At 67.9% G+C, this 18,955-nt stretch carries 14 protein-coding genes; 13 read left to right on the forward strand and 1 reads right to left on the reverse strand.

Features of this window, described 5'->3' with window-relative positions:
• Position 1 precedes the first annotated feature (1 nt).
• From murF to lpxC, 11 genes are all read left to right on the forward strand, one after another.
• Positions 2–2,782: a bifunctional UDP-N-acetylmuramoyl-L-alanyl-D-glutamate--2,6-diaminopimelate ligase MurE/UDP-N-acetylmuramoyl-tripeptide--D-alanyl-D-alanine ligase MurF gene (gene murF, locus O4H32_RS05885; RefSeq protein WP_269357601.1), complete on the forward strand. Its 2,781-nt coding sequence runs from the start codon at positions 2–4 to the stop codon at positions 2,780–2,782.
• The gene (gene mraY / locus O4H32_RS05890; protein WP_269357603.1) at positions 2,772–3,944 is read left to right on the forward strand and encodes a phospho-N-acetylmuramoyl-pentapeptide-transferase; all 1,173 of its coding nucleotides are present in this window, start codon (positions 2,772–2,774) and stop codon (positions 3,942–3,944) included. The genes murF and mraY overlap by 11 nt, the downstream gene beginning before the upstream one ends.
• The gene (gene murD, locus O4H32_RS05895; RefSeq protein WP_269357605.1) at positions 3,941–5,479 is read left to right on the forward strand and encodes a UDP-N-acetylmuramoyl-L-alanine--D-glutamate ligase; all 1,539 of its coding nucleotides are present in this window, start codon (positions 3,941–3,943) and stop codon (positions 5,477–5,479) included. The genes mraY and murD overlap by 4 nt, the downstream gene beginning before the upstream one ends.
• Entirely contained in the window at positions 5,476–6,681 is a 1,206-nt protein-coding gene (ftsW, locus tag O4H32_RS05900) for a putative lipid II flippase FtsW (protein ID WP_269357607.1), read from the forward strand. Before murD ends, ftsW begins: the two co-directional genes overlap by 4 nt.
• Positions 6,678–7,751, forward strand: a complete 1,074-nt coding sequence (gene murG / locus O4H32_RS05905; protein WP_269357609.1) for an undecaprenyldiphospho-muramoylpentapeptide beta-N-acetylglucosaminyltransferase — start codon at positions 6,678–6,680, stop codon at positions 7,749–7,751. The genes ftsW and murG overlap by 4 nt, the downstream gene beginning before the upstream one ends.
• On the forward strand, positions 7,748–9,154 hold the full coding sequence (gene murC / locus O4H32_RS05910) for a UDP-N-acetylmuramate--L-alanine ligase (RefSeq protein ID WP_269357611.1): 1,407 nt from the start codon (positions 7,748–7,750) through the stop codon (positions 9,152–9,154). The genes murG and murC overlap by 4 nt, the downstream gene beginning before the upstream one ends.
• Entirely contained in the window at positions 9,151–10,092 is a 942-nt protein-coding gene (locus O4H32_RS05915; RefSeq protein WP_269357613.1) for a D-alanine--D-alanine ligase, read from the forward strand. Before murC ends, O4H32_RS05915 begins: the two co-directional genes overlap by 4 nt.
• A gap of 14 nt (positions 10,093–10,106) precedes the next feature.
• Positions 10,107–10,910, forward strand: coding sequence for a cell division protein FtsQ/DivIB (locus O4H32_RS05920; protein WP_269357615.1), 804 nt, complete (start codon positions 10,107–10,109; stop codon positions 10,908–10,910).
• On the forward strand, positions 10,907–12,133 hold the full coding sequence (gene ftsA, locus O4H32_RS05925; protein WP_269357616.1) for a cell division protein FtsA: 1,227 nt from the start codon (positions 10,907–10,909) through the stop codon (positions 12,131–12,133). The genes O4H32_RS05920 and ftsA overlap by 4 nt, the downstream gene beginning before the upstream one ends.
• A gap of 76 nt (positions 12,134–12,209) precedes the next feature.
• A complete protein-coding gene (ftsZ, locus tag O4H32_RS05930) occupies positions 12,210–13,379 on the forward strand; it encodes a cell division protein FtsZ (protein ID WP_269357618.1) in 1,170 nt (389 codons plus the stop codon).
• A gap of 238 nt (positions 13,380–13,617) precedes the next feature.
• Positions 13,618–14,541 carry a UDP-3-O-acyl-N-acetylglucosamine deacetylase gene (gene lpxC / locus O4H32_RS05935; protein WP_269357619.1) on the forward strand — a complete coding sequence of 308 codons (924 nt, stop codon included), beginning with the start codon at positions 13,618–13,620 and terminating at the stop codon, positions 14,539–14,541.
• Positions 14,542–14,574: 33 nt separating this feature from the next.
• Here lpxC and O4H32_RS05940 read toward each other — a convergent pair whose 3' ends face one another.
• The gene (locus tag O4H32_RS05940) at positions 14,575–15,045 is read right to left on the reverse strand and encodes a DciA family protein (RefSeq protein WP_269357620.1); all 471 of its coding nucleotides are present in this window, start codon (positions 15,043–15,045) and stop codon (positions 14,575–14,577) included.
• A 12-nt stretch (positions 15,046–15,057) separates the two neighbouring features.
• Between O4H32_RS05940 and O4H32_RS05945 the strand changes: the two genes are divergently transcribed.
• Together O4H32_RS05945 and secA are read left to right on the forward strand one after the other, a co-directional pair.
• Complete coding sequence (locus tag O4H32_RS05945; RefSeq protein ID WP_269357621.1) at positions 15,058–16,080, forward strand: M23 family metallopeptidase; 1,023 nt, start codon at positions 15,058–15,060, stop codon at positions 16,078–16,080.
• 96 nt (positions 16,081–16,176) lie between these two features.
• Entirely contained in the window at positions 16,177–18,927 is a 2,751-nt protein-coding gene (gene secA, locus O4H32_RS05950) for a preprotein translocase subunit SecA (RefSeq protein ID WP_269357623.1), read from the forward strand.
• The last annotated feature ends 28 nt before the right edge of the window (positions 18,928–18,955 follow it).

Raw genomic sequence — 18,955 nt, forward strand, 5'->3', positions numbered from 1 at the left:
CATGTTAGACATCATGGCCTGGCTGGATGAGCGGGTCGATCGCAAGGCGGATCTCTGCCTGGATTCGCGTCAGCTGCGGCCGGGCGATGTATTCTTCGCCTGCCCGGGGATCGCTTCGGACGGACGTGCCTATATGGCCGCCGCCGTGGCGGCGGGCGCGGCGGCCATCGTCCGGCAGGCGGGCGGCGATCACCCTTCGCCCACCGCCGTGCCGGTCCTGGAGGTCGAAGGTCTGGGCGCATTGCTGGGCGAGGTCGCCCACCTGTGGTACGGTCGTCCGTCCGACGCCCTGACTGTGATTGCCGTCACGGGCACCAATGGCAAGACGTCCACCACACAATGGATCGCGGCGGCGCTGAATGCCGAGGACATGCCCTGCGGCACCGTCGGGACGCTGGGCGTGACGCTCGCGGACGGCGGCAATCTGGGCGGCGCATTGACCACCCCGGATGTGCTGACGATGCATCGCAGCCTGGCCGCCATCGTGCGCGCCGGGGGCGTGGCGGCCGCCATCGAGGCGTCCTCGATCGGGATCGAGCAGGGCCGCCTGGACGGCGTCAGCATCCAGGTCGCGGGCTTCACCAACTTGACCCGCGACCACCTGGACTACCATGGCACGGAAGCGCGCTACAAACAGGCGAAGTTCGCCCTGTTCGCGCGCGCGGGCCTGCGCGGCGCGGTCATCAACGCCGACGATGCGGCGGGGCGGGAACTGCTTGCGGGCGCCGCGCCATCGGGGCATCGGGTGGGTTACAGTCTGCGGCGCGACGCCGAAGCGGCCTTCCGGGCCGAAGACATCCAGCATGGCGCCAACGGCCTGGTCTTCAATCTGGTCGCGCCCGACGGCCGCGCCCAGATCCTGACCCATCTGGTCGGGGAACACAATATTTCAAATCTGTTGCTGGTGGCCGGCGTGTTGCGCGAACTGGGCTGGGGGCTGAGTCGCATCGCCCGCGCCCTGGCCGTGCTGCATCCGGTGCCGGGACGCCTGCAGGCGGTCACGGCCTTGGGCGGCGCAAGTGCTTCCCGCCCCCAGCCACTGGTCGTGGTGGATTACGCGCACACACCGGACGCGCTGGAACGGGCGCTGGAGGCGCTGCGGCCGTTGGCACGGGATCGCGGCGGCCGCCTGCGTTGCGTGTTCGGCTGCGGCGGCGACCGGGATGCCGGCAAGCGGCCCTTGATGGGCGCCGTCGCGGCCAGGCTGGCCGATGTTGTCGTGGTCACCACCGACAATCCGCGTACTGAATCGCCCGAAACCATTGTCGAACAGATCGTGGCGGGCATGCCGGAGCGTCCGGAAATCCGGCTCGACCGGGCCGACGCCATCCTCGAGGGCATCTGGGGCGCGGGCGAACGCGATGTGGTGCTGCTGGCGGGCAAGGGCCATGAGACCTACCAGGAAGTCCAGCAGGTGCGCAGCGCCTTCGACGACCGTGAATGGGCGCGTTTCGCGCTGACCTGGCAACAAGGCGCGGAACTTTCCACCGATACCCGCGCGCTGTCCGCGGGCGCTTTGTTCCTGGCGCTCGAGGGCGAGCGCTTCGATGGTCACGATTACCTGGGCGCGGCCGCCGGGGCCGGCGCGCGGGCGGCCATCGTCGCCCGGCGGATTCCCGGCGCCGGCTTGCCGCAGATCGTGCTGGGCGACACACGCCTGGCCCTGAGGCGCGCGGCCACGGCCTGGCGGCGCCGGTTCCGCATGCCGGTCATCGCCGTGACCGGCAGCAATGGCAAGACCACGACCAAGGAAATGATCGCCGCGATCCTGGCGGCCTGGTGCGGCGAGACGGGCCGCCTGGCGACGCGCGGCAATTTCAACAATGAGATCGGTCTGCCGCTGACGGTGCTGCGGCTGCGTCCGGCGCATCGCGCCGCCGTCCTGGAGCTGGGGATGAACCATCCGGGGGAAATTTCCGTGCTGGCCGCCATCGCGCAGCCCACGGTCGCATTGGTCAACAATGCCCAGCGCGAACATCAGGAGTTCATGAGCACGGTCGAGGCCGTGGCGCGCGAGAACGGCGCCGTGCTGCAGGCGCTGTCCGCCGATGGCGTGGCGGTGTTCCCCATCGATGAGGACTACAGCGGCCTCTGGCGGGAGATGGCCGGCGACCGGCGGACGCTGCGCTTCGGTTTTTCGGATGCGGCCGACGTGTACGCCTCGCAGATCCGCGCCGGCACGGCGCAGACGGAATTCCGCCTGCACCTGGGCGCGGAAACAGTTCAGGTCGTCCTGCACGCGCCGGGGCGCCACAATCTGCGCAACGCCCTGGCCGCAGCGGCCTGCGCGTGGGCGGCCGGGGCGCCCGCGGCGGCCATCGCAGCGGGCCTGGCGGCTTTCGCCCCGGTGGGCGGTCGGATGCAGCCACGGCCGTTGTCTGACGGTTTCCAGTTGATCGATGACAGCTACAACGCCAACCCGGATTCCGTTCGTGCCGCCATCGACGTGCTGGCCGGACTGGACGGGCGGCGCATCCTGGTGTTGGGCGACATGGCCGAAGTCGGCGACCAAGGGCCGGCCATGCATGCCGAGGTCGGCGCCTATGCCCGCCAGTGCGGCGTGGATGCGCTGCTGACCCTGGGCCCGGCGGCCCGGGGGGCCGCGCAGGCCTTCGGCCCGCAGGCCCAGGCCTTCGACTCGTTCGACGAACTGCTGCCGCACCTGCTGGCAGCGCGTCCGGGCCACATCCTGGTCAAGGGCTCGCGCAGCATGCGCATGGAGCGCGTGGTGCAGGCGCTCGACACGGACGCGGCCGCGCGGGGGGACGATCATGCTGCTTGAATTGGCGCGCTGGTTGTCCGACGAGCATTTCCGCGCCTTCGGCGTGGTGGAATACATTACGTTCCGCGCGCTGCTGGCCTGCGCCACGGCGCTGGCCATCGGTCTGGTGGCCGGTCCTTGGCTGATCCGCCGGTTGACGGCCCTGAAGATCGGCCAGGCGGTGCGCAGCTACGGCCCGCAGACGCACCTGCAGAAGAGCGGCACCCCGACCATGGGCGGCGCGCTGATCCTGATCGGCATCGGCATCAGCACGTTGCTGTGGGCGGACTGGACCAATCGCTTCGTCTGGGTGGTGCTGCTGGTGACTTTCGGCTTCGGCTGGATCGGCTGGGCGGACGATTACCGCAAGGTCGTGCACCACGATCCGGAAGGCATGCCGGCGCGGCAGAAATTCTTCTGGCAGGCGCTGATCGGCGCCGTGGCCGCCGTCTACCTCAGTTTCGCCGTGTCGGCGCCGGCCAACACGGCGCTCTGGCCGCTGTTTCGTGAATGGATCCTGAGCGGCTTTGCCATGCCGCTGCCCGCGCGCGCCGACCTGATCGTGCCGTTCTTCAAGACCGTCAGTTATCCGCTGGGCGTGTTCGGCTTCGGCGCGCTGACCTGGCTGGTGATCGTGGGCACCAGCAACGCCGTGAACCTGACCGATGGCCTGGACGGCCTGGCGATCATGCCCACCGTGATGATCGGTTCGGCCCTGGGCATCTTCGCCTACGTGGTCGGGCGGGTGGACTATTCGAAGTACCTGCTGTTCCCCTACATTCCCGGCGCCTCCGAGCTGATGGTGATCTGCGCGGCCATCGCGGGCGCGGGTCTGGCTTTCCTGTGGTTCAACGCCTATCCCGCCCAGGTCTTCATGGGGGACGTGGGCGCCCTGGCGCTGGGGGGCGCGCTGGGCACGATCGCCGTCATCGTGCGGCAGGAAATCGTCCTGTTCATCATGGGCGGGGTGTTCGTGGTCGAGACCCTGTCGGTGATGCTGCAGGTCACCTGGTTCAAATACACCAAAAAGCGCTATGGGGAAGGCCGCCGGATCTTCCGCATGGCCCCGCTGCATCACCATTTCGAGGTGGGTGGCTGGAAGGAAACCCAGGTGGTGGTCCGTTTCTGGATCATCACCATGATGCTGGTCATGGTCGGTCTGGCGAGCCTGAAACTGCGATGACGAGCCCCCGCGACTTCCCCTCCCTGCGCCGCGACGGCCTGACCCTGATCCTCGGATTGGGGGAAACGGGCGTGGCGGCGGCGCGCTGGTGCGCCGCGCAGGGCGTCCGCCTGCGGGTGCTGGACACGCGCGCGCGGCCCGGCGGATTGGACGCACTGAAGGCGGACGGCGTCGATGCCGATCTGCGGCTGGGGCCCGATGCCCTGACGGCCGACGCGCTCGACGAAGTGCACACGCTGGTGCTCAGTCCGGGCCTGAGCCCACTCGAGGCGCCCGTGGCCGGCCTGCTGGCGGCGGCGCGCGAGCGCGGCGTCGAAATCCTGGGCGAGATCGAGCTGTTCGCCCGCGCCCTGGGCGACCTGCGCGCACAGGGCTATGCGCCCGCCTTGCTTGCGGTGACAGGCACCAACGGCAAGACCACGGTCACATCACTGACGCGTCATCTGGTCGAGACGTGCGGTCGCCGCGTACGCGCGGCCGGCAATATCGGCCCGGCCGCGCTCGCCAGCCTGAAGGATGCGCTGGAGCAAGACGACCTGCCGGAGATCTGGGTGCTGGAGCTGTCCAGCTTCCAGCTGGAGTCCACTTTCTCTCTGGCGCCCGATGCGGCCACGGTGCTCAACGTCACTCAGGATCACCTGGACTGGCACGGTTCGATGCGTGCCTATGCGGCGGCCAAGGCGCGGCTGCTGGAGATGGCGCGGATCGCCGTCGTCAACCGCGACGACCCGTTGGTGCGGGACATGGTTGGCGACCTGGACGACGAGCGCGTGCGCGGTTTCGGGGCGGATGCGCCGACCCTGGCGGGGGATTTCGGCCTGCTGACGCAACAGGGTCTGGTCTGGCTGGCGACTGCGCCCGAGGTCGAAACCGATCCGGTGGCTCAGGTTCCGGCCCGCCGCCGTCGGGCGGCGCGCGACGAAGCGCCCGCCCGGCGGCCCGCCGTGCCCGCCCAGGCGCTGATGCCAGCCGAGGCGCTGCGTATCCAGGGCACCCACAACGCGCTCAATGCGCTGGCGGCGCTGGCCCTGTGCCGCGCCATCGGACTGGAATGGGCGCCGCTGTTGCACGCCCTGCGCGGGTATCGGGGCGAGGCGCACCGCACGGAATTCGTGCGGGCGATTGCCGGGGTGGACTTCATTGACGACAGCAAAGGGACCAATGTGGGTGCCACGCTGGCCGCCCTGAAGGGGCTGGGCCGGCCGGTGGTGCTGATCGCCGGCGGCCTGGGCAAGGGTCAGGATTTCGCGCCGCTGGCGCCGGCCGTGCGCGCCCATGCGCGCGCCGTGCTGCTGATCGGCCAGGACGGTCCGCTGATCGGCCAGGCGCTGGCGGACTGCGGGGTGCCGTTGCGGGCCTGCGCCACGCTGGAAGACGCCGTGGCCCAGGGCCTGGCACTGGCGCGGCCGGGCGACGCCGTACTGCTGTCGCCCGCCTGCGCCAGCATGGACATGTTCCGCAACTACGCCCATCGCAGCGAATGCTTCGTCGAAGCCGTGCGCGAACTGGCGATCGAGCGTGGAGAGATCGCATGAGCGTGCTCGGCACCCTGAGCGGCGGCGTGAACGCGGTGCGGCCGGGCCGCACGGCCATGCCCAGCGTGGACGTGGGGCTGATCGTGGCGGTCAGCGCCCTGGTCCTGTTCGGCCTGCTGATGGTGTATTCGGCTTCGATCGCCCTGGCGGACGGACCGCGTTATGAAAGCTATGGCCGCTTCTATTTCGTCGGTCGCCATGCCGCATTCATTGTCATCGGCTTGCTGGCCGCGCTGTTCACCGCCAGCATTCCGATGCGGATCTGGCAAAAGGTCTCCATGCCCCTGTTCATCCTGGCGCTGGCCCTGTTGATGGTGGTGCTGGTGCCCGGCATCGGGCGCGAAGTCAACGGCGCCCGGCGCTGGCTGCCCCTCGGGCCGGTGAATTTCCAGCCCTCGGAGCTCATGAAGGCCGCCATCCTGTTGTACGCAGCCGATTACGTGGTGCGCAAGCAGGCTCATCTTCAGGGTTTCGTGCGCGGGTTCGTGCGCGGGTTCGCACCCATGGCGCTGGCATTGATGCTGGTCGGGGTGCTGCTGCTGCTGGAACCCGACCTGGGCGCGTTCATCGTCATCGGCGCCATCGCCGTCGGTATCCTTTTCATTGGCGGAATCAACCTGAAGCTGTTCACCCTGCTGCTGGGCGGGGTGATGTCCAGCTTCCTGATGCTGATCTGGCTGTCGCCCTGGCGCCGCGAACGCCTGTTCGTCTACCTGGATCCCTGGAATCCGGACAATGCCTACGGCAGCGCCTATCAGTTGTCCCATTCCCTGATCGCCCTGGGGCGGGGGGAATGGTTCGGCGTAGGCCTGGGCGCCAGCATCGAGAAACTGCATTATTTGCCGGAGGCGCATACCGACTTCATCGTCGCCGTCATCGGCGAGGAGCTGGGCCTGGTCGGGGTGCTGTGCCTGATCGCCGTGTTTGTCTACGTCGTGATGCGCGGCTTCGACATCGCCCGACAGGCGATGGTGCTGGAGCGGGTCTTCGACGGCCTGGTCGCCCAGGGCGTGGCGCTGTGGATGGGGGTCCAGTCCTTCATCAACGTCGGCGTCTGCCTGGGGCTGTTGCCGACCAAGGGGCTGACGCTGCCGCTGGTCAGCTACGGCGGCTCGGGCATCGTCATGAATCTGGCGGCCATCGCGCTGCTGCTGCGGGTCGATTACGAGACCCGCTGCATGATGCGGGGGAAGCGGCGATGAGCGCGCGCACGATCCTCATCATGGCGGGTGGCACGGGCGGGCACATCATGCCGGGCCTGGCCGTGGCGGAGGTCCTGGGCGCCGCCGGCTGGCGTGTGCTGTGGCTGGGCGATCCGGCGCGCATGGAAGGCCGCCTGGTGCCGGCGCGCGGCATCGAACTGCTGCCGCTGCGCTTCGGGGGCGTGCGCGGCAAGGGTGCCGGCGCGCTGCTGAAGCTGCCGTTCACCCTGGGCGCGGCCTGCCTGCAAGCGCGCCGGCTGCTGCGTGTGCATCGTCCCGACGTGGTGCTGGGCATGGGCGGCTACGCGGCCTTTCCGGGTGGCCTGATGGCGCGCCTGGCGGGCATCCCCTTGGTCGTGCACGAGCAGAACGCCGTGGCGGGCACCGCCAATCGCGTCCTGGCCCGTTTCGCCAGCCGGGTGCTGTGCGGTTTCCCCGGGGCGCTGCCCGACGCCCTGATGGTGGGCAATCCGGTGCGCGCCGCGCTGAAATCGCTCGTCCCTCCAGGCGAGCGCTACGCCGGCCGTCAAGGTCCGCTGCGCGTGCTGGTGGTGGGTGGCAGCCTGGGGGCGGCCCGTCTGAACGAACTGGTGCCCGAGGCCCTGGCGCTGTTGCCAGCGGCGTCCCGGCCGCTGGTGCGCCATCAGGCGGGGGAGCGCCACGCCGAGGCCGTGCGCCGGCACTACGAGCGCCTGGGTGTGACCGGCGAGGTCGCGGCCTTCATCGACGACATGGCCGAGGCCCTGGGCTGGGCCGACCTGGTCGTCTGCCGGGCGGGCGCCATGACGGTGGCCGAGGTCGCGGCCGTGGGCGTTGCGGCCCTGTTCATTCCATTGCCGCACGCCATCGACGACCACCAGACGGCCAATGCCCGCTATCTGTCCGAGTGCGGCGGCGGCTGGATGATGCCGCAGTCCGGTCTGGACGCGTCCGGACTGTCGGACTGGCTGGCTTTGCGCCAGCGGGCCGAACTGTCCGCCGTGGCCACCCATGCCCGTGAACATGCAAGTCTGAACGCCGCGCAGTTGATCGCCGATGCCTGCGTCCATAGTCTGGAGGAATCGGCATGAAGCATCGCATCCGCAACATTCATTTTGTCGGCATCGGCGGTTCGGGCATGAGCGGCATCGCCGAGGTTCTGCTGAATCTGGGCTATTCGATCAGCGGCTCCGACGTCCAGGAGACCGCCGTGACGCGGCGGCTGGCGTCGCTGGGCGCGCGCATTCTGATCGGGCATGCCGCCGAAAACATCCAGGGCGCAGGCGCCCTGGTCACGTCCACCGCCATCCACGCGGACAACCCGGAAGTCCTGGCGGCACGCGCCGCGCGCATCCCCGTGGTACCGCGCGCACTGATGCTGGCCGAGCTGATGCGCCTGAAGCGCGGCATCGCTATCGCCGGCACGCACGGCAAGACCACCACCACCAGCCTCGTGGCCAGCGTGCTGGCGGCGGGCGGGCTGGATCCCACCTTCGTCATCGGCGGGCGGCTGAATGCGGCCGACGCCAACGCGCGGCTGGGCCAGGGCGATTACATCGTCGTCGAGGCCGACGAGTCCGATGCCTCATTCCTGAACTTGTTGCCGGTGATGGCCATCATCACCAACATCGACCTCGACCACATGGACACCTACGGGCATGACGTGGCGCGTCTGAAGAGCGCCTTCGTCGAGTTTACCCAGCGGCTGCCGTTCTACGGCAGCGCGGTGCTGTGCGTGGACGATGCCAATGTGCGCGAGATCATTCCATTCGTGTCGCGACCCGTGACGACCTATGGCATCGACATGCCGGCCCAGGTGCGCGCCCGCAACCTGCGCGCCGACGGCACCGTCATGTGTTTCGAGGTCGAGCGCCAGGGCGCCCAGGGCGATATGCCACCCTTGTCCGTGCGGCTGAACCTGCCGGGCCGGCATAACGTGCTCAACGCGCTGGCCGCCATCGCCGTCGCCACCGAGCTGGGTGTTCCCGACGAGACGATCGCCGAGGCGCTGGCCCAGTTCCGTGGCGTGGGCCGCCGCTTCACCCAGGTGGGCCGCTTCCCGGTGTCGCCGAAGCACGGCGGCGGCGTGTACGCCGTGGTCGACGACTACGGCCATCATCCGGTCGAAATGGCGGCGACTCTGGCCGCCGCGCGCGGCGCCTGGCCGGACCGGCGCATCGTCCTGGCCTTCCAGCCGCATCGCTATACGCGCACGCGCGACTGTTTCGAGGATTTCGTGCGTGTCCTCGGTTTGGCCGATGCGGTGCTGCTGACCGAGGTCTATGCGGCCGGCGAGGCGCCATTGATCGCCGCCGACGGCCGCGCGCTGGCGCGCGCGTTGCGGGTTGCCGGCAAGGTCGAGCCGGTCTTCGTCGAAGACGTGGCCGACATGGCGGCCGCGATCGGGGATTTCGCCCGCGACGGGGATGTCGTGATCATCATGGGGGCCGGCTCCATCAGCCGCGTCCCCGCACAACTGGGGAGTCCGCTATGAGCCAGGCATTCGGCCGCGTGGGCGTGCTGTACGGCGGCAGTTCCGCCGAGCGGGAAGTCTCGCTGATGTCGGGCGAGGGCGTCTGCGCCGCGCTGCGCGAGGAGGGTGTCGATGCCCACCTGTTCGATACCGGGGAACGCAGCCTGGCGGATCTGGCGGCGGCGGGCTTTGACCGTGTCTTCATCGCCTTGCACGGGCGTTATGGCGAAGATGGCACGCTGCAGGGCGCGCTGGAATTGCTGCGGATTCCGTATACCGGCAGCGGCCCTCTGGCTTCCTGCCTGGCCATGGACAAGATCGCCACCAAGCGCCTGTGGCTGCAGCTCGGACTGCCCACGCCGCGCTTCGCCGAGTTGGCCTGCGATGCCGATCCGGCGGATCTGGCCGGCACCCTGGGCCTGCCGCTGATCATCAAGCCGCCGCACGAAGGCTCCACGCTGGGCCTGACACGGGTCGAGTCGGCAGGCCAGCTGCGCGAAGCGCAGGCGCTGGCCTGCCGTTTCGACGACCTGGCCCTGGCCGAGCAGTTCATCCGCGGCCGCGAGCTGACCGTGCCGGTCCTGGGCGCGGGCGCGGCCGCGCGCGCGCTGCCCGTGATCGAAATCATCGCGCCGCAGGGCAACTACGATTACGAACACAAGTACGTATCCAACGATACCCGTTATGAATGTCCGGCCCGCCTGCCGGATGAACTGACCCGCCATGTCCAGGATCTTGCCGTCCAGGCCTATCGGGCGCTGGGTTGCGAAGGCTGGGGTCGCGCCGACGTGATGCTCGACGAGCAGGCACGCCCCTGGTTGCTGGAAATGAACACCTCGCCGGGCATGACGAGTCATTCGCTCGTGCCCATGGGCGCCCGGGCCGCCGGCATGAGCTATGGCCGGCTGTGCGTGGAAATTCTGTCGACGGCGCGCTGCAAGCTGCGTCGGACGGACTGAGGGAGGACCCGGACGTGTTCGCCGAAGCCCGACTGACCAATCTGATCGCCAACCTGCTGGCCCTGCTGGCGGTGTTGTCGATCGTGGTCGGGGCCGTCGTCTGGACCATCCGTCGGCCGTATTTCTCGATTTCGCGGATCGAGCTGGCCCCGGCGGCCGGCTCGACCCTGCAATATGTTACGCCGCTGAGCCTGCAGACCGCCCTGGCGGGCCAGGTGCGAGGCAATTTCTTTCTGATGGATCTGGATGCGGCCCGGCGCCGCATCGAATCCGCGCCCTGGGTGCGTCACGCCATCGTCCGGAGAGTCTGGCCGGCGACGCTGCAGGTGCGCATCGAGGAACAGCAGCCGCTGGCCTACTGGAATGAGAACCAGATGATCAACACCTGGGGCGAGGCCTTCACGGCCAACCAGGGTGAACTGCCCGACGATCTGGACTTGCCTCAGTTGAACGGTCCGGTGAATTCGGAGCGGCTCGTGGTGCAGCGCTACGCCGAGATCGCACGTTGGTTCGCCCCGCTGGGCCTGAGCGTGCGAGAGGCGACCTTGACGCCCCGCTACGCCTGGGAAGTCACGCTGTCCGACGACGTCCGCCTGACGCTGGGCCGGGATCCGGCCGCCGACGTCGCCGACCCCCACGGGCGCTCCGGCGCACTGCCGTTCGCCGCCCGAATCGAACGCTTCGTCCAGGCTTGGCCGGAACTGACCCGGCGCCTGGGCGGCCGCATGATCGCCAGCGCCGACCTGCGCTATCCGAACGGATTCGCCATCACGCTTTCTCCCGAAACCTCAGCATCCTCCCGATCGACCAGACCATGACCCGTGACATCAAAGACCTGATCGTTGCACTCGATATCGGCACCAGCAAGGTGGCCGCCGTCGTTGCCGAAATCCTGCCCGACGGCGGGTTCGAGGTGCTGGGCCTGGGGCAGCACGAGTCCGAAGGCATGCGCAAGGGCGTGGTGGTCAACATCGAGTCCACCGTGAATTCGATCCAGCGCGCGCTGGAGGAAGCCGAACTGATGGCCGATTGCAAGATCCGCGAGGTCTACACCGGCATCGCCGGCAGCCACATCACCAGTTTCAATTCCAGCGGCATGGTGGCGGTCAAGGACAAGGAAGTCACCGCCACCGACGTCGCGCGCGTCATCGAGACGGCCAAGGCGGTCAACATTCCGACCGACCAGCAGGTGCTGCATGTGCTGACCCAGGAGTTCATCGTCGACGCCCAGGAGGACATCCGCGAGCCGATCGGCATGAGCGGCATGCGCCTGGAAGTGCGCGTGCACATTGTCACGGGCGCGGTCAGCGCGGCCCAGAACATCGTCAAATGCGTGCGCCGTTGCGGCCTCGAGGTCCAGGACCTGATCCTGCAGCCGCTCGCCTCCAGCCTGTCCTGCCTGACGACCGACGAAAAGGAACTGGGCGTGGTGCTGGTGGACATCGGCGGGGGCACCACCGATATCGCCATCTACACCGGCGGCGCGATTCGCCACACCTCTGTGATCCCGATCGCGGGCGACCAGGTCACCAGCGATATCGCCGCCATGCTGCGCACCCCGACGCCGGACGCCGAGGAAATCAAGCTGCGCCATGGCATCGCCAAGCAGGCCCTGGTCGACGCCGAGGAAATGATCGAGGTGCCGGGCCTGGGTGACCGCCCCAATCGCAGTGTCAAGCGTCAGGCCCTGGGCGCGGTGATCGAGCCGCGCATGGAGGAACTGTTTGGTTTCGTGCAACAGGTGGTGCGCGAATCCGGTTACGAAGAATTGCTGTCTTCCGGGGTTGTGCTGACCGGGGGGACGGCGCTCATGCCGGGCATGGTGGAACTGGCCGAGGACGTGTTCCTCAAGCCGGTTCGCGTCGCCGTGCCCATGTACGAGGGCAGTCTGGCAGACGTGATGCGCAATCCGCGCTTCTCGACGGTGATGGGTTTGCTGACCGAGGCGCGCATGCAGCGCGCCCGCGGCCGCAAAGTGGCGCAACAGAAGGGAAAGGTCAAGTCCGTTCTGGCGCGCATGAAGGAGTGGTTCATGAACTGAGGCGGCGCCAAGGCCGCCCGGAACGTGGGCTTTTCAGGGGAAGTTGTTCGTTTTTCCGTATGTGAGGGAGTCAATCATGATGAATTTCGAAATGCTGGATACCAGCAGAAACGGCACCGTGATCAAGGTCGTCGGTGTGGGCGGGGCGGGCGGCAACGCCGTGGCCCATATGATCCGTTCGGGCGTGCAGGGAGTGGAGTTCGTCTGCGCGAACACGGATTCCCAGGCGCTGGTCACCAGCGAGGCGCCGGTCCAGATCCGCCTGGGCCGCACCGGCCTGGGCGCCGGCGCCAAGCCCGAGCAGGGCCGTGCCGCCGCCGAGACCGCGCGCGAGGAAATCCGCGCGGCGCTGAACGGCGCCCACATGGTGTTCATCACCGCCGGCATGGGCGGGGGCACCGGGACGGGGGCCGGCCCCGTGGTGGCCGAAGTCGCCAAGGAACTGGGCATCCTGACGGTGGGCGTGGTCACCAAGCCCTTCGTCTTCGAGGGCGGCAAGCGCATGCGCATGGCCGAGGAAGGCATCCGTGAACTGTCGCGCCATGTCCATTCGCTGGTGGTCGTGCTGAACGAAAACCTGTACGAACTGATGGACGAGGACGCCACGCAGGAAGACTGCTTCCGCGCGGCCGACGACGTGCTGCACAATGCCTGCGCCGGAATCGCCGAGATCATCAATGTCGAAGGCAACGTCAACGTCGACTTCGAAGACGTGAAGACCATCATGGGCGAGCAGGGTCAGGCCATGATGGGGACGGCCGTGGCGTCCGGCGCCGACCGCGCCCGCATCGCGGCCGAACAGGCGATCGCCTGCCCGCTGCTGGAAGGCGTGGATCTGCACGGCGCGCGTGGCGTGCTGGTGAACATCACCGCCAGCCGTTCTTTGAAGATGCGCGAGACCCGCGAGATCATGGACACGATCGGAAGCTATGCCTCGGCCGACGCCACGGTGATCTTCGGCACGGCTTACGATGAGTCCATGGGTGAAAACCTGCGCGTCACGGTGGTCGCCACCGGCCTGGGCGCCGCAGCGGCCCGTCCGCAGCTGGTGTCGAACAACGCCGAGGCCCAGCGCACCGGTACGGACAACATGCCGGTGGGCGTCGGGCACGATTTTTCCGGTACGGATGTGCCGTCGGTGATCCGCAATCCGCGCACCCACGCCTCGGCCCAGGTCCGGGCACTGGAAACGGCCGGCATGGATCATTTCGACATTCCGGCGTTCCTGCGCAAGCAGGCCGACTGACCGGGCCCGCTTCGCGCGCAACCTCACATCGCGGCTGTCGTACAGCAGTTCGCGGCGCCTGGCGCGTCTTCCCCTGCCCCTGGGGGAAGGCGCGCCTTCGCTTTGGTTTTGCTTGCATCCATTTCCGGCCATGTTGCATTCGACTATCGTGGAAAACCCGGATATTGATTACAATACGTGAGATCAAGCCATGCGGACCGCGTTCCGCAGGGCCGTTTTCACGTCGAAAAAGAATCTCATGCTCCTGCAGCGCACCATCAAACAGTCCGTGTCTACCACCGGGGTCGGCTTGCACTCGGGTCGCCGTGTGGAAATCACCCTGCGCCCGGCCGAGCCCAATACCGGCATCGTGTTCCATCGCGTGGACCTGCCCGAAGTCGTGGATCTGCCCGCGCGCGCCGATGCCGTGGGCGACACCCGCATGGCCTCGGTCCTGCAGCAGGGCTCCGTGCGCGTGTCCACCGTCGAGCACCTGATGTCGGCCCTGGCCGGTCTGGGTGTGGACAATCTGCACGTCGATCTCGACGCCGAGGAAGTCCCCATCATGGATGGCAGCGCGGGCACGTTCGTCTACCTGCTGCGCAGCGCCGGCCTGCTGGAGCAGGCCGCGCCGAAGCGCTTCCTGCGGGTGCTCAAGCCCGTCGAAGTCCGTGAAGGCGAGGGCCCCGCCGCCAAATGGGCGCGGCTGGAACCCCACGACGGCTTCGCGCTGTCCTTCTCGATCGATTTCCGGCATCCCGCCATCGATTCCACGGCCAACGCGGCTGAAATCGACTTCGCCCGGGATTCCTACGTCAAGACCATCGCCCGCGCGCGCACCTTCGGCTTCGCCAGCGAAGTCGAGGCCCTGCGCTCCATGGGCCTGGCGCGCGGCGGCAGCCTGGACAACGCCATCGTCATGGACGAATACCGTGTCCTGAACGCCGACGGGCTGCGCTATGACGACGAATTCGTGAAACACAAGATCCTCGATGCCATCGGGGATCTGTACCTGGCCGGCAATCCGCTGGTGGCGCGCTACGTCGCCTGCAAGTCCGGCCATGGCCTGAACAATCAGCTGGTGCGTGCGCTGCTGGCCCGCCAGGATTGCTGGGAACTGGTCAGCTACGAGTCGCGCGACACCGCGCCCGCCGCTTTTACCCGCGACTGGCAGCTTGCCTGATTGCGGCTTGCCGTCGCCGGGCCTGAAGTCCTTTCACGAACGGTGGTGGCGCAGCAGCCGCCCAATGGCGTCGGCCAGCGGGCCGGGTGCCACTTGACGCTTCAGGTCTTCGAAAGACCGCAGAGCGTTTTCTCCCAGGGGTTGGGCTTCCCGCCTGGGCTTTTGTGTCCAGGTCCGGTCCATGCCGGCGTCGATCTGGACGACAATCCGTTCGACGGGCCAGCCGGCGTCCCGGATCCTGCGGGCCGCGGCTTCGGTCGTCTGGCGCAGCCGCGCAGCGTGCGCGGGTCCGGGAACCATCACGGTGATTTGCGGTCCATCAATCCGGGCGACCCGGATCCGGCGCGCCAGGGCGGGCGGCAGCGTGCCGGCCAGCGCAGCCTGGATGGCCAGCAGTTCGCGCGCCGTGCGCATCATGAGCGCGCCCTGGGGGGTGCGGTCCAGCCACTCCAGGGCCGGGGTGCCGGATGATCGGTTCCGCCGGGGCGGCATCGCCATGGACATGAGGAATTTTGAGTGACGAAATCGGAACACACTGCGCTCACCGCGCGCTGGCTTCATTCTAACGCGCGCCGCTTGCGCTGGCTGGGCGGGGCCTGCGCCCTGGCGCTGGCAGCCTGGAGCGGCGCCCAGTGGCAGGCCTGGCGCGCGCCAGTCCTGGATCCCGGTCAGCGCGAGGCGATCGATTCCCGGCTGCGGCAGGATACGGCGGTGCTGCAGGGCAGCATCGCGGGCCTGGCGGGCAAGCTGGGCGAACTGCAGGGGCGCGTGCTGGCCATGGAATCCGTGCGTGCGCGCGTCACCCAGGCCGCAGGCCTGAGCTACACCGCGCCGGAACTCGCCGCCTCGCCGGGCAGCGGTGCGGCGGGCGATGGCGGCACCTCGCATGACGATACGCAGGTGATGGACGACATTCCCGCCCAGACCCTGCCGGAGCCCGTCATCGGTTCCGCGGAACTGCTGGGGCGGCACATCGACGCGCTGGGGCGGCGCCTGGAGAACCAGGAGGACACCTTCGCGCTGGTGGATGCGGCCCTTTCCCGCCAGGCGGGCTTCCAGGCCAGCCTGCCCACCCTGTCGCCGGTCGACTACCCTGCGCTCAGCTCTTCGTTCGGCTGGCGCCGCAATCCGGTCAGCGGCCGCCATACGATGCACGAAGGCCTGGATTTCGTCGCTCCTCGCGGCACACCCATCCGGGCGGCCTCCGGCGGGCTGGTGACGCGGGCGGGTACTTGGCACGGCTATGGCCGGATGGTCGAGATCGACCATGGCAACGGCCTGCGCACCCGCTACGCCCATGCCTCCAGCGTGCTGGTGAAGACCGGCGACATCGTGCGCCAGGGCCAGTTGATCGCCCGCGTGGGCAGCACCGGCCGGTCCACCGGGGCGCACCTGCATTTCGAGGTGCGAATGGCGGATTATCCCCTGGATCCGGCGCTGTTCATCCAGGATGACGCCCGTACACGCCTGGCGATGTCGGATGATCGGGTGGCGCAGGCCGCATCCTCCGCCAATGCGCAGGCTTCCTCGCTGCGTTAAACTGCATCGTTTATCTGCGTTCGCCATGCGGCGTCCGCGCTTCACCACAATCTTTCGGTGTCCGATCCCCGCTCGGGCCCGCAGCGACGACACGATATGGTTTCTCTGCTCAAAAAAATCATCGGCAGCCGCAACGACCGGCTGTTGAAGCAGTACCGCAAGCAGGTCGCGCAGATCAATGCGCTCGAACCCTCGATGCAGGCCCTGTCCGACGACGCGCTGAAGGCCAAGACCGATGAATTCCGTCAGCGGATCGCGGAAGGCAAGTCCGTGAATTCATTGCTGCCCGAGGCCTTCGCCGTGGTGCGCGAGGCCAGCCGGCGCGTGTTCGGCATGCGCCACTTCGATGTCCAGATGCTGGGCGCGATCGCCCTGCACAATGGCAAGATCGCCGAAATGCGCACCGGCGAGGGCAAGACCCTGATGGCCACGCTGGCGGTCTACCTGAACGCCCTGAGCGGTCGTGGGGTCCACGTGGTGACGGTCAACGATTACCTGGCCCGCCGGGACGCCGAATGGATGGGTCGGCTCTACAACTTCCTGGGCATGACGGTCGGCGTGGTGGTGCCCCAGCAGGACAACGAGGAAAAGCGCGCCGCCTACCAGGCCGACATCACCTACGGCACGAACAACGAATACGGCTTCGACTATCTGCGCGACAATATGGAATTCCGTCCGGAAGACCGTCGCCAGCGCAGCCTGGCCTATGCCATCGTCGACGAGGTGGACTCGATCCTGATCGACGAGGCCCGCACGCCGCTGATCATTTCCGGCCAGGCCGAGGACAATACCGAACTCTATATCCGCATGAATGCGGTGCCGCCCCTGCTGACGCGCATGGCGGAAGAACCCAAGCCCCACGAGCCCGAGCCCGAGGGCGATTTCTGGGTGGACGAGAAGGCGCAGCAGGTGCACCTCTCGGAAGCCGGCCAGATCAAGGCAGAGGAAATCATGACGCGCCAGGGCATCCTGCCCGAAGGCGAGTCGCTGTACGACCCGCGCCATATCTCGCTGATGCACCACCTGCTCGTGTCCCTGCGGGCGCACAACCTGTTCCACCGCGACCAGCAGTACGTCGTCCAGGACGGCGAGGTCGTCATCGTCGACGAGTTCACGGGCCGCCTGATGGCGGGCCGCCGCTGGTCCGACGGCCTGCACCAGGCGGTCGAGGCCAAGGAAGGCGTGCGCATCCAGAACGAGAATCAAACGCTGGCCTCGATCACCTTCCAGAACTATTTCCGCATGTACGACAAACTGTCGGGCATGACGGGGACGGCCGACACCGAAGCCTACGAGTTCCAGGAAATCTACGGTCTGGAAACGGTCATCATCCCGACGAACCGACCCATGGCGCGCCAGGACCAGAACGACCAGGTCTTCAAGACCGACGCGGAAAAATACCGTGCGATCCTGGCCGACATCGTCGACTGCCACAAGCGCGGCCAGCCGGTGCTGGTGGGCACGACCAGCATCGAGAACTCCGAACTGCTGTCCAACGCGCTGAAGAAAGAAGGCCTGCCGCACGAGGTGCTGAACGCCAAGCAGCACGCGCGCGAGGCCGAGATCGTCGCCGAGGCGGGCAAGCCCGGTCACATCACGATCGCCACCAACATGGCAGGTCGCGGCACGGACATCGTGCTGGGCGGCAGCGTGGACAAGCAGATCGATCTGGTGCGCGCCAATCCCGACCTGTCCCCCGAGGACAAGGACGCCCGCATCGCCGCCATCCGCGCCGAATGGGCGCCGGCCAACGAGGCCGTCAAACAGGCCGGCGGCCTGCGTATCATCGGCACGGAGCGCCATGAATCGCGGCGCATCGACAACCAGTTGCGCGGCCGCGCCGGCCGTCAGGGCGACCCGGGCTCCTCGCGCTTCTACCTGTCGCTGGACGATTCGCTGATGCGGATCTTCGCCGGGGACCGGGTGCGCGCCATCATGGACCGCCTGCGTCTGCCCGAAGGCGAACCGATCGAGGCGCGCATGGTGTCGCGTTCGATCGAATCCGCGCAGCGCAAGGTCGAGGGCCGCAACTTCGACATCCGCAAGCAATTGCTTGAATACGACGACGTGGCCAACGACCAGCGCAAGGTGCTGTATGCCCAGCGCAACGAGGTCCTGGAAGCGGAGTCGGTCGCCGACACGATCGCCAACCTGCGTGACGCGGAGATCACGTCGGTGTTCCGCCGCTACGTGCCGGAAGAAACGATGGAAGAGCAGTGGGACGTCCCGGGCCTGCAGTCGTCCCTGGAGTCCGACTGGGCGATCGCCCTGCCGCTGGCCGACATGCTGGAAAAGGAACCCAACCTGACGGACGATGATCTGCTGGAGCGGGTGCTGGCCGAGGCCAGGCGGCTGTATGACGAGAAAGTCGCCCTGGTGTCCGAGGCGGGCTGGCGGCCGTTCGAGCGCTCGGTGCTGCTGCAGGCGCTGGACACGAACTGGCGCGCCCATTTGGCGTCCCTGGACCATCTGCGCCAGGGCATCCACTTGCGCGGCTATGCGCAGGTGGACCCGAAGCAGGCCTACAAGCGCGAGGCGTTCACGCTGTTTTCGGACATGCTGGACCGCGTGCGCAACGAGACGATCCGGGTGCTGATGACGGTGCGCATCCAGTCGCGCGAGCAGGTCGAGGTCGAGGAGCCGGCGTCGCCGGTGGAAAACGTGCGCTATCACCACGCCGACTACGACGCGGCGCTGCGCGGCGAGGACCTGGGCCTGGACGAGACGCCGGCGCCCGGCCAGAAGGCGGCGACCCCGGCTGGCGCGGTGCCCCGCGTAGGCCGCAACGATCCTTGCCCGTGCGGCAGCGGGAAGAAGTACAAGCACTGCCATGGGCAGTTGAAGTAAGGCTTCTTCGGGTGAGTGGAAAGGCCGG

Origin of the sequence: Castellaniella denitrificans (assembly GCF_027214045.1) — a bacterium.
Lineage (GTDB): Bacteria > Pseudomonadota > Gammaproteobacteria > Burkholderiales > Burkholderiaceae_B > Castellaniella > Castellaniella denitrificans_A.

Bases quoted from the DNA above. Each gene is read 5' to 3' on its own strand.
- mraY (WP_269357603.1), top strand. From the start codon at position 2,772: ATGCTGCTTGAATTGGCGCGCTGGTTGTCCGACGAGCATTTCCGCGCC.
- ftsZ (WP_269357618.1), top strand. From the start codon at position 12,210: ATGATGAATTTCGAAATGCTGGATACCAGCAGAAACGGCACCGTGATC.
- murC (WP_269357611.1), top strand. From the start codon at position 7,748: ATGAAGCATCGCATCCGCAACATTCATTTTGTCGGCATCGGCGGTTCG.
- murF (WP_269357601.1), top strand. From the start codon at position 2: ATGTTAGACATCATGGCCTGGCTGGATGAGCGGGTCGATCGCAAGGCG.
- murG (WP_269357609.1), top strand. From the start codon at position 6,678: ATGAGCGCGCGCACGATCCTCATCATGGCGGGTGGCACGGGCGGGCAC.
- lpxC (WP_269357619.1), top strand. From the start codon at position 13,618: ATGCTCCTGCAGCGCACCATCAAACAGTCCGTGTCTACCACCGGGGTC.
- O4H32_RS05940 (WP_269357620.1), bottom strand. From the start codon at position 15,045: ATGTCCATGGCGATGCCGCCCCGGCGGAACCGATCATCCGGCACCCCG.
- ftsA (WP_269357616.1), top strand. From the start codon at position 10,907: ATGACCCGTGACATCAAAGACCTGATCGTTGCACTCGATATCGGCACC.
- murD (WP_269357605.1), top strand. From the start codon at position 3,941: ATGACGAGCCCCCGCGACTTCCCCTCCCTGCGCCGCGACGGCCTGACC.
- ftsW (WP_269357607.1), top strand. From the start codon at position 5,476: ATGAGCGTGCTCGGCACCCTGAGCGGCGGCGTGAACGCGGTGCGGCCG.
- secA (WP_269357623.1), top strand. From the start codon at position 16,177: ATGGTTTCTCTGCTCAAAAAAATCATCGGCAGCCGCAACGACCGGCTG.
- O4H32_RS05915 (WP_269357613.1), top strand. From the start codon at position 9,151: ATGAGCCAGGCATTCGGCCGCGTGGGCGTGCTGTACGGCGGCAGTTCC.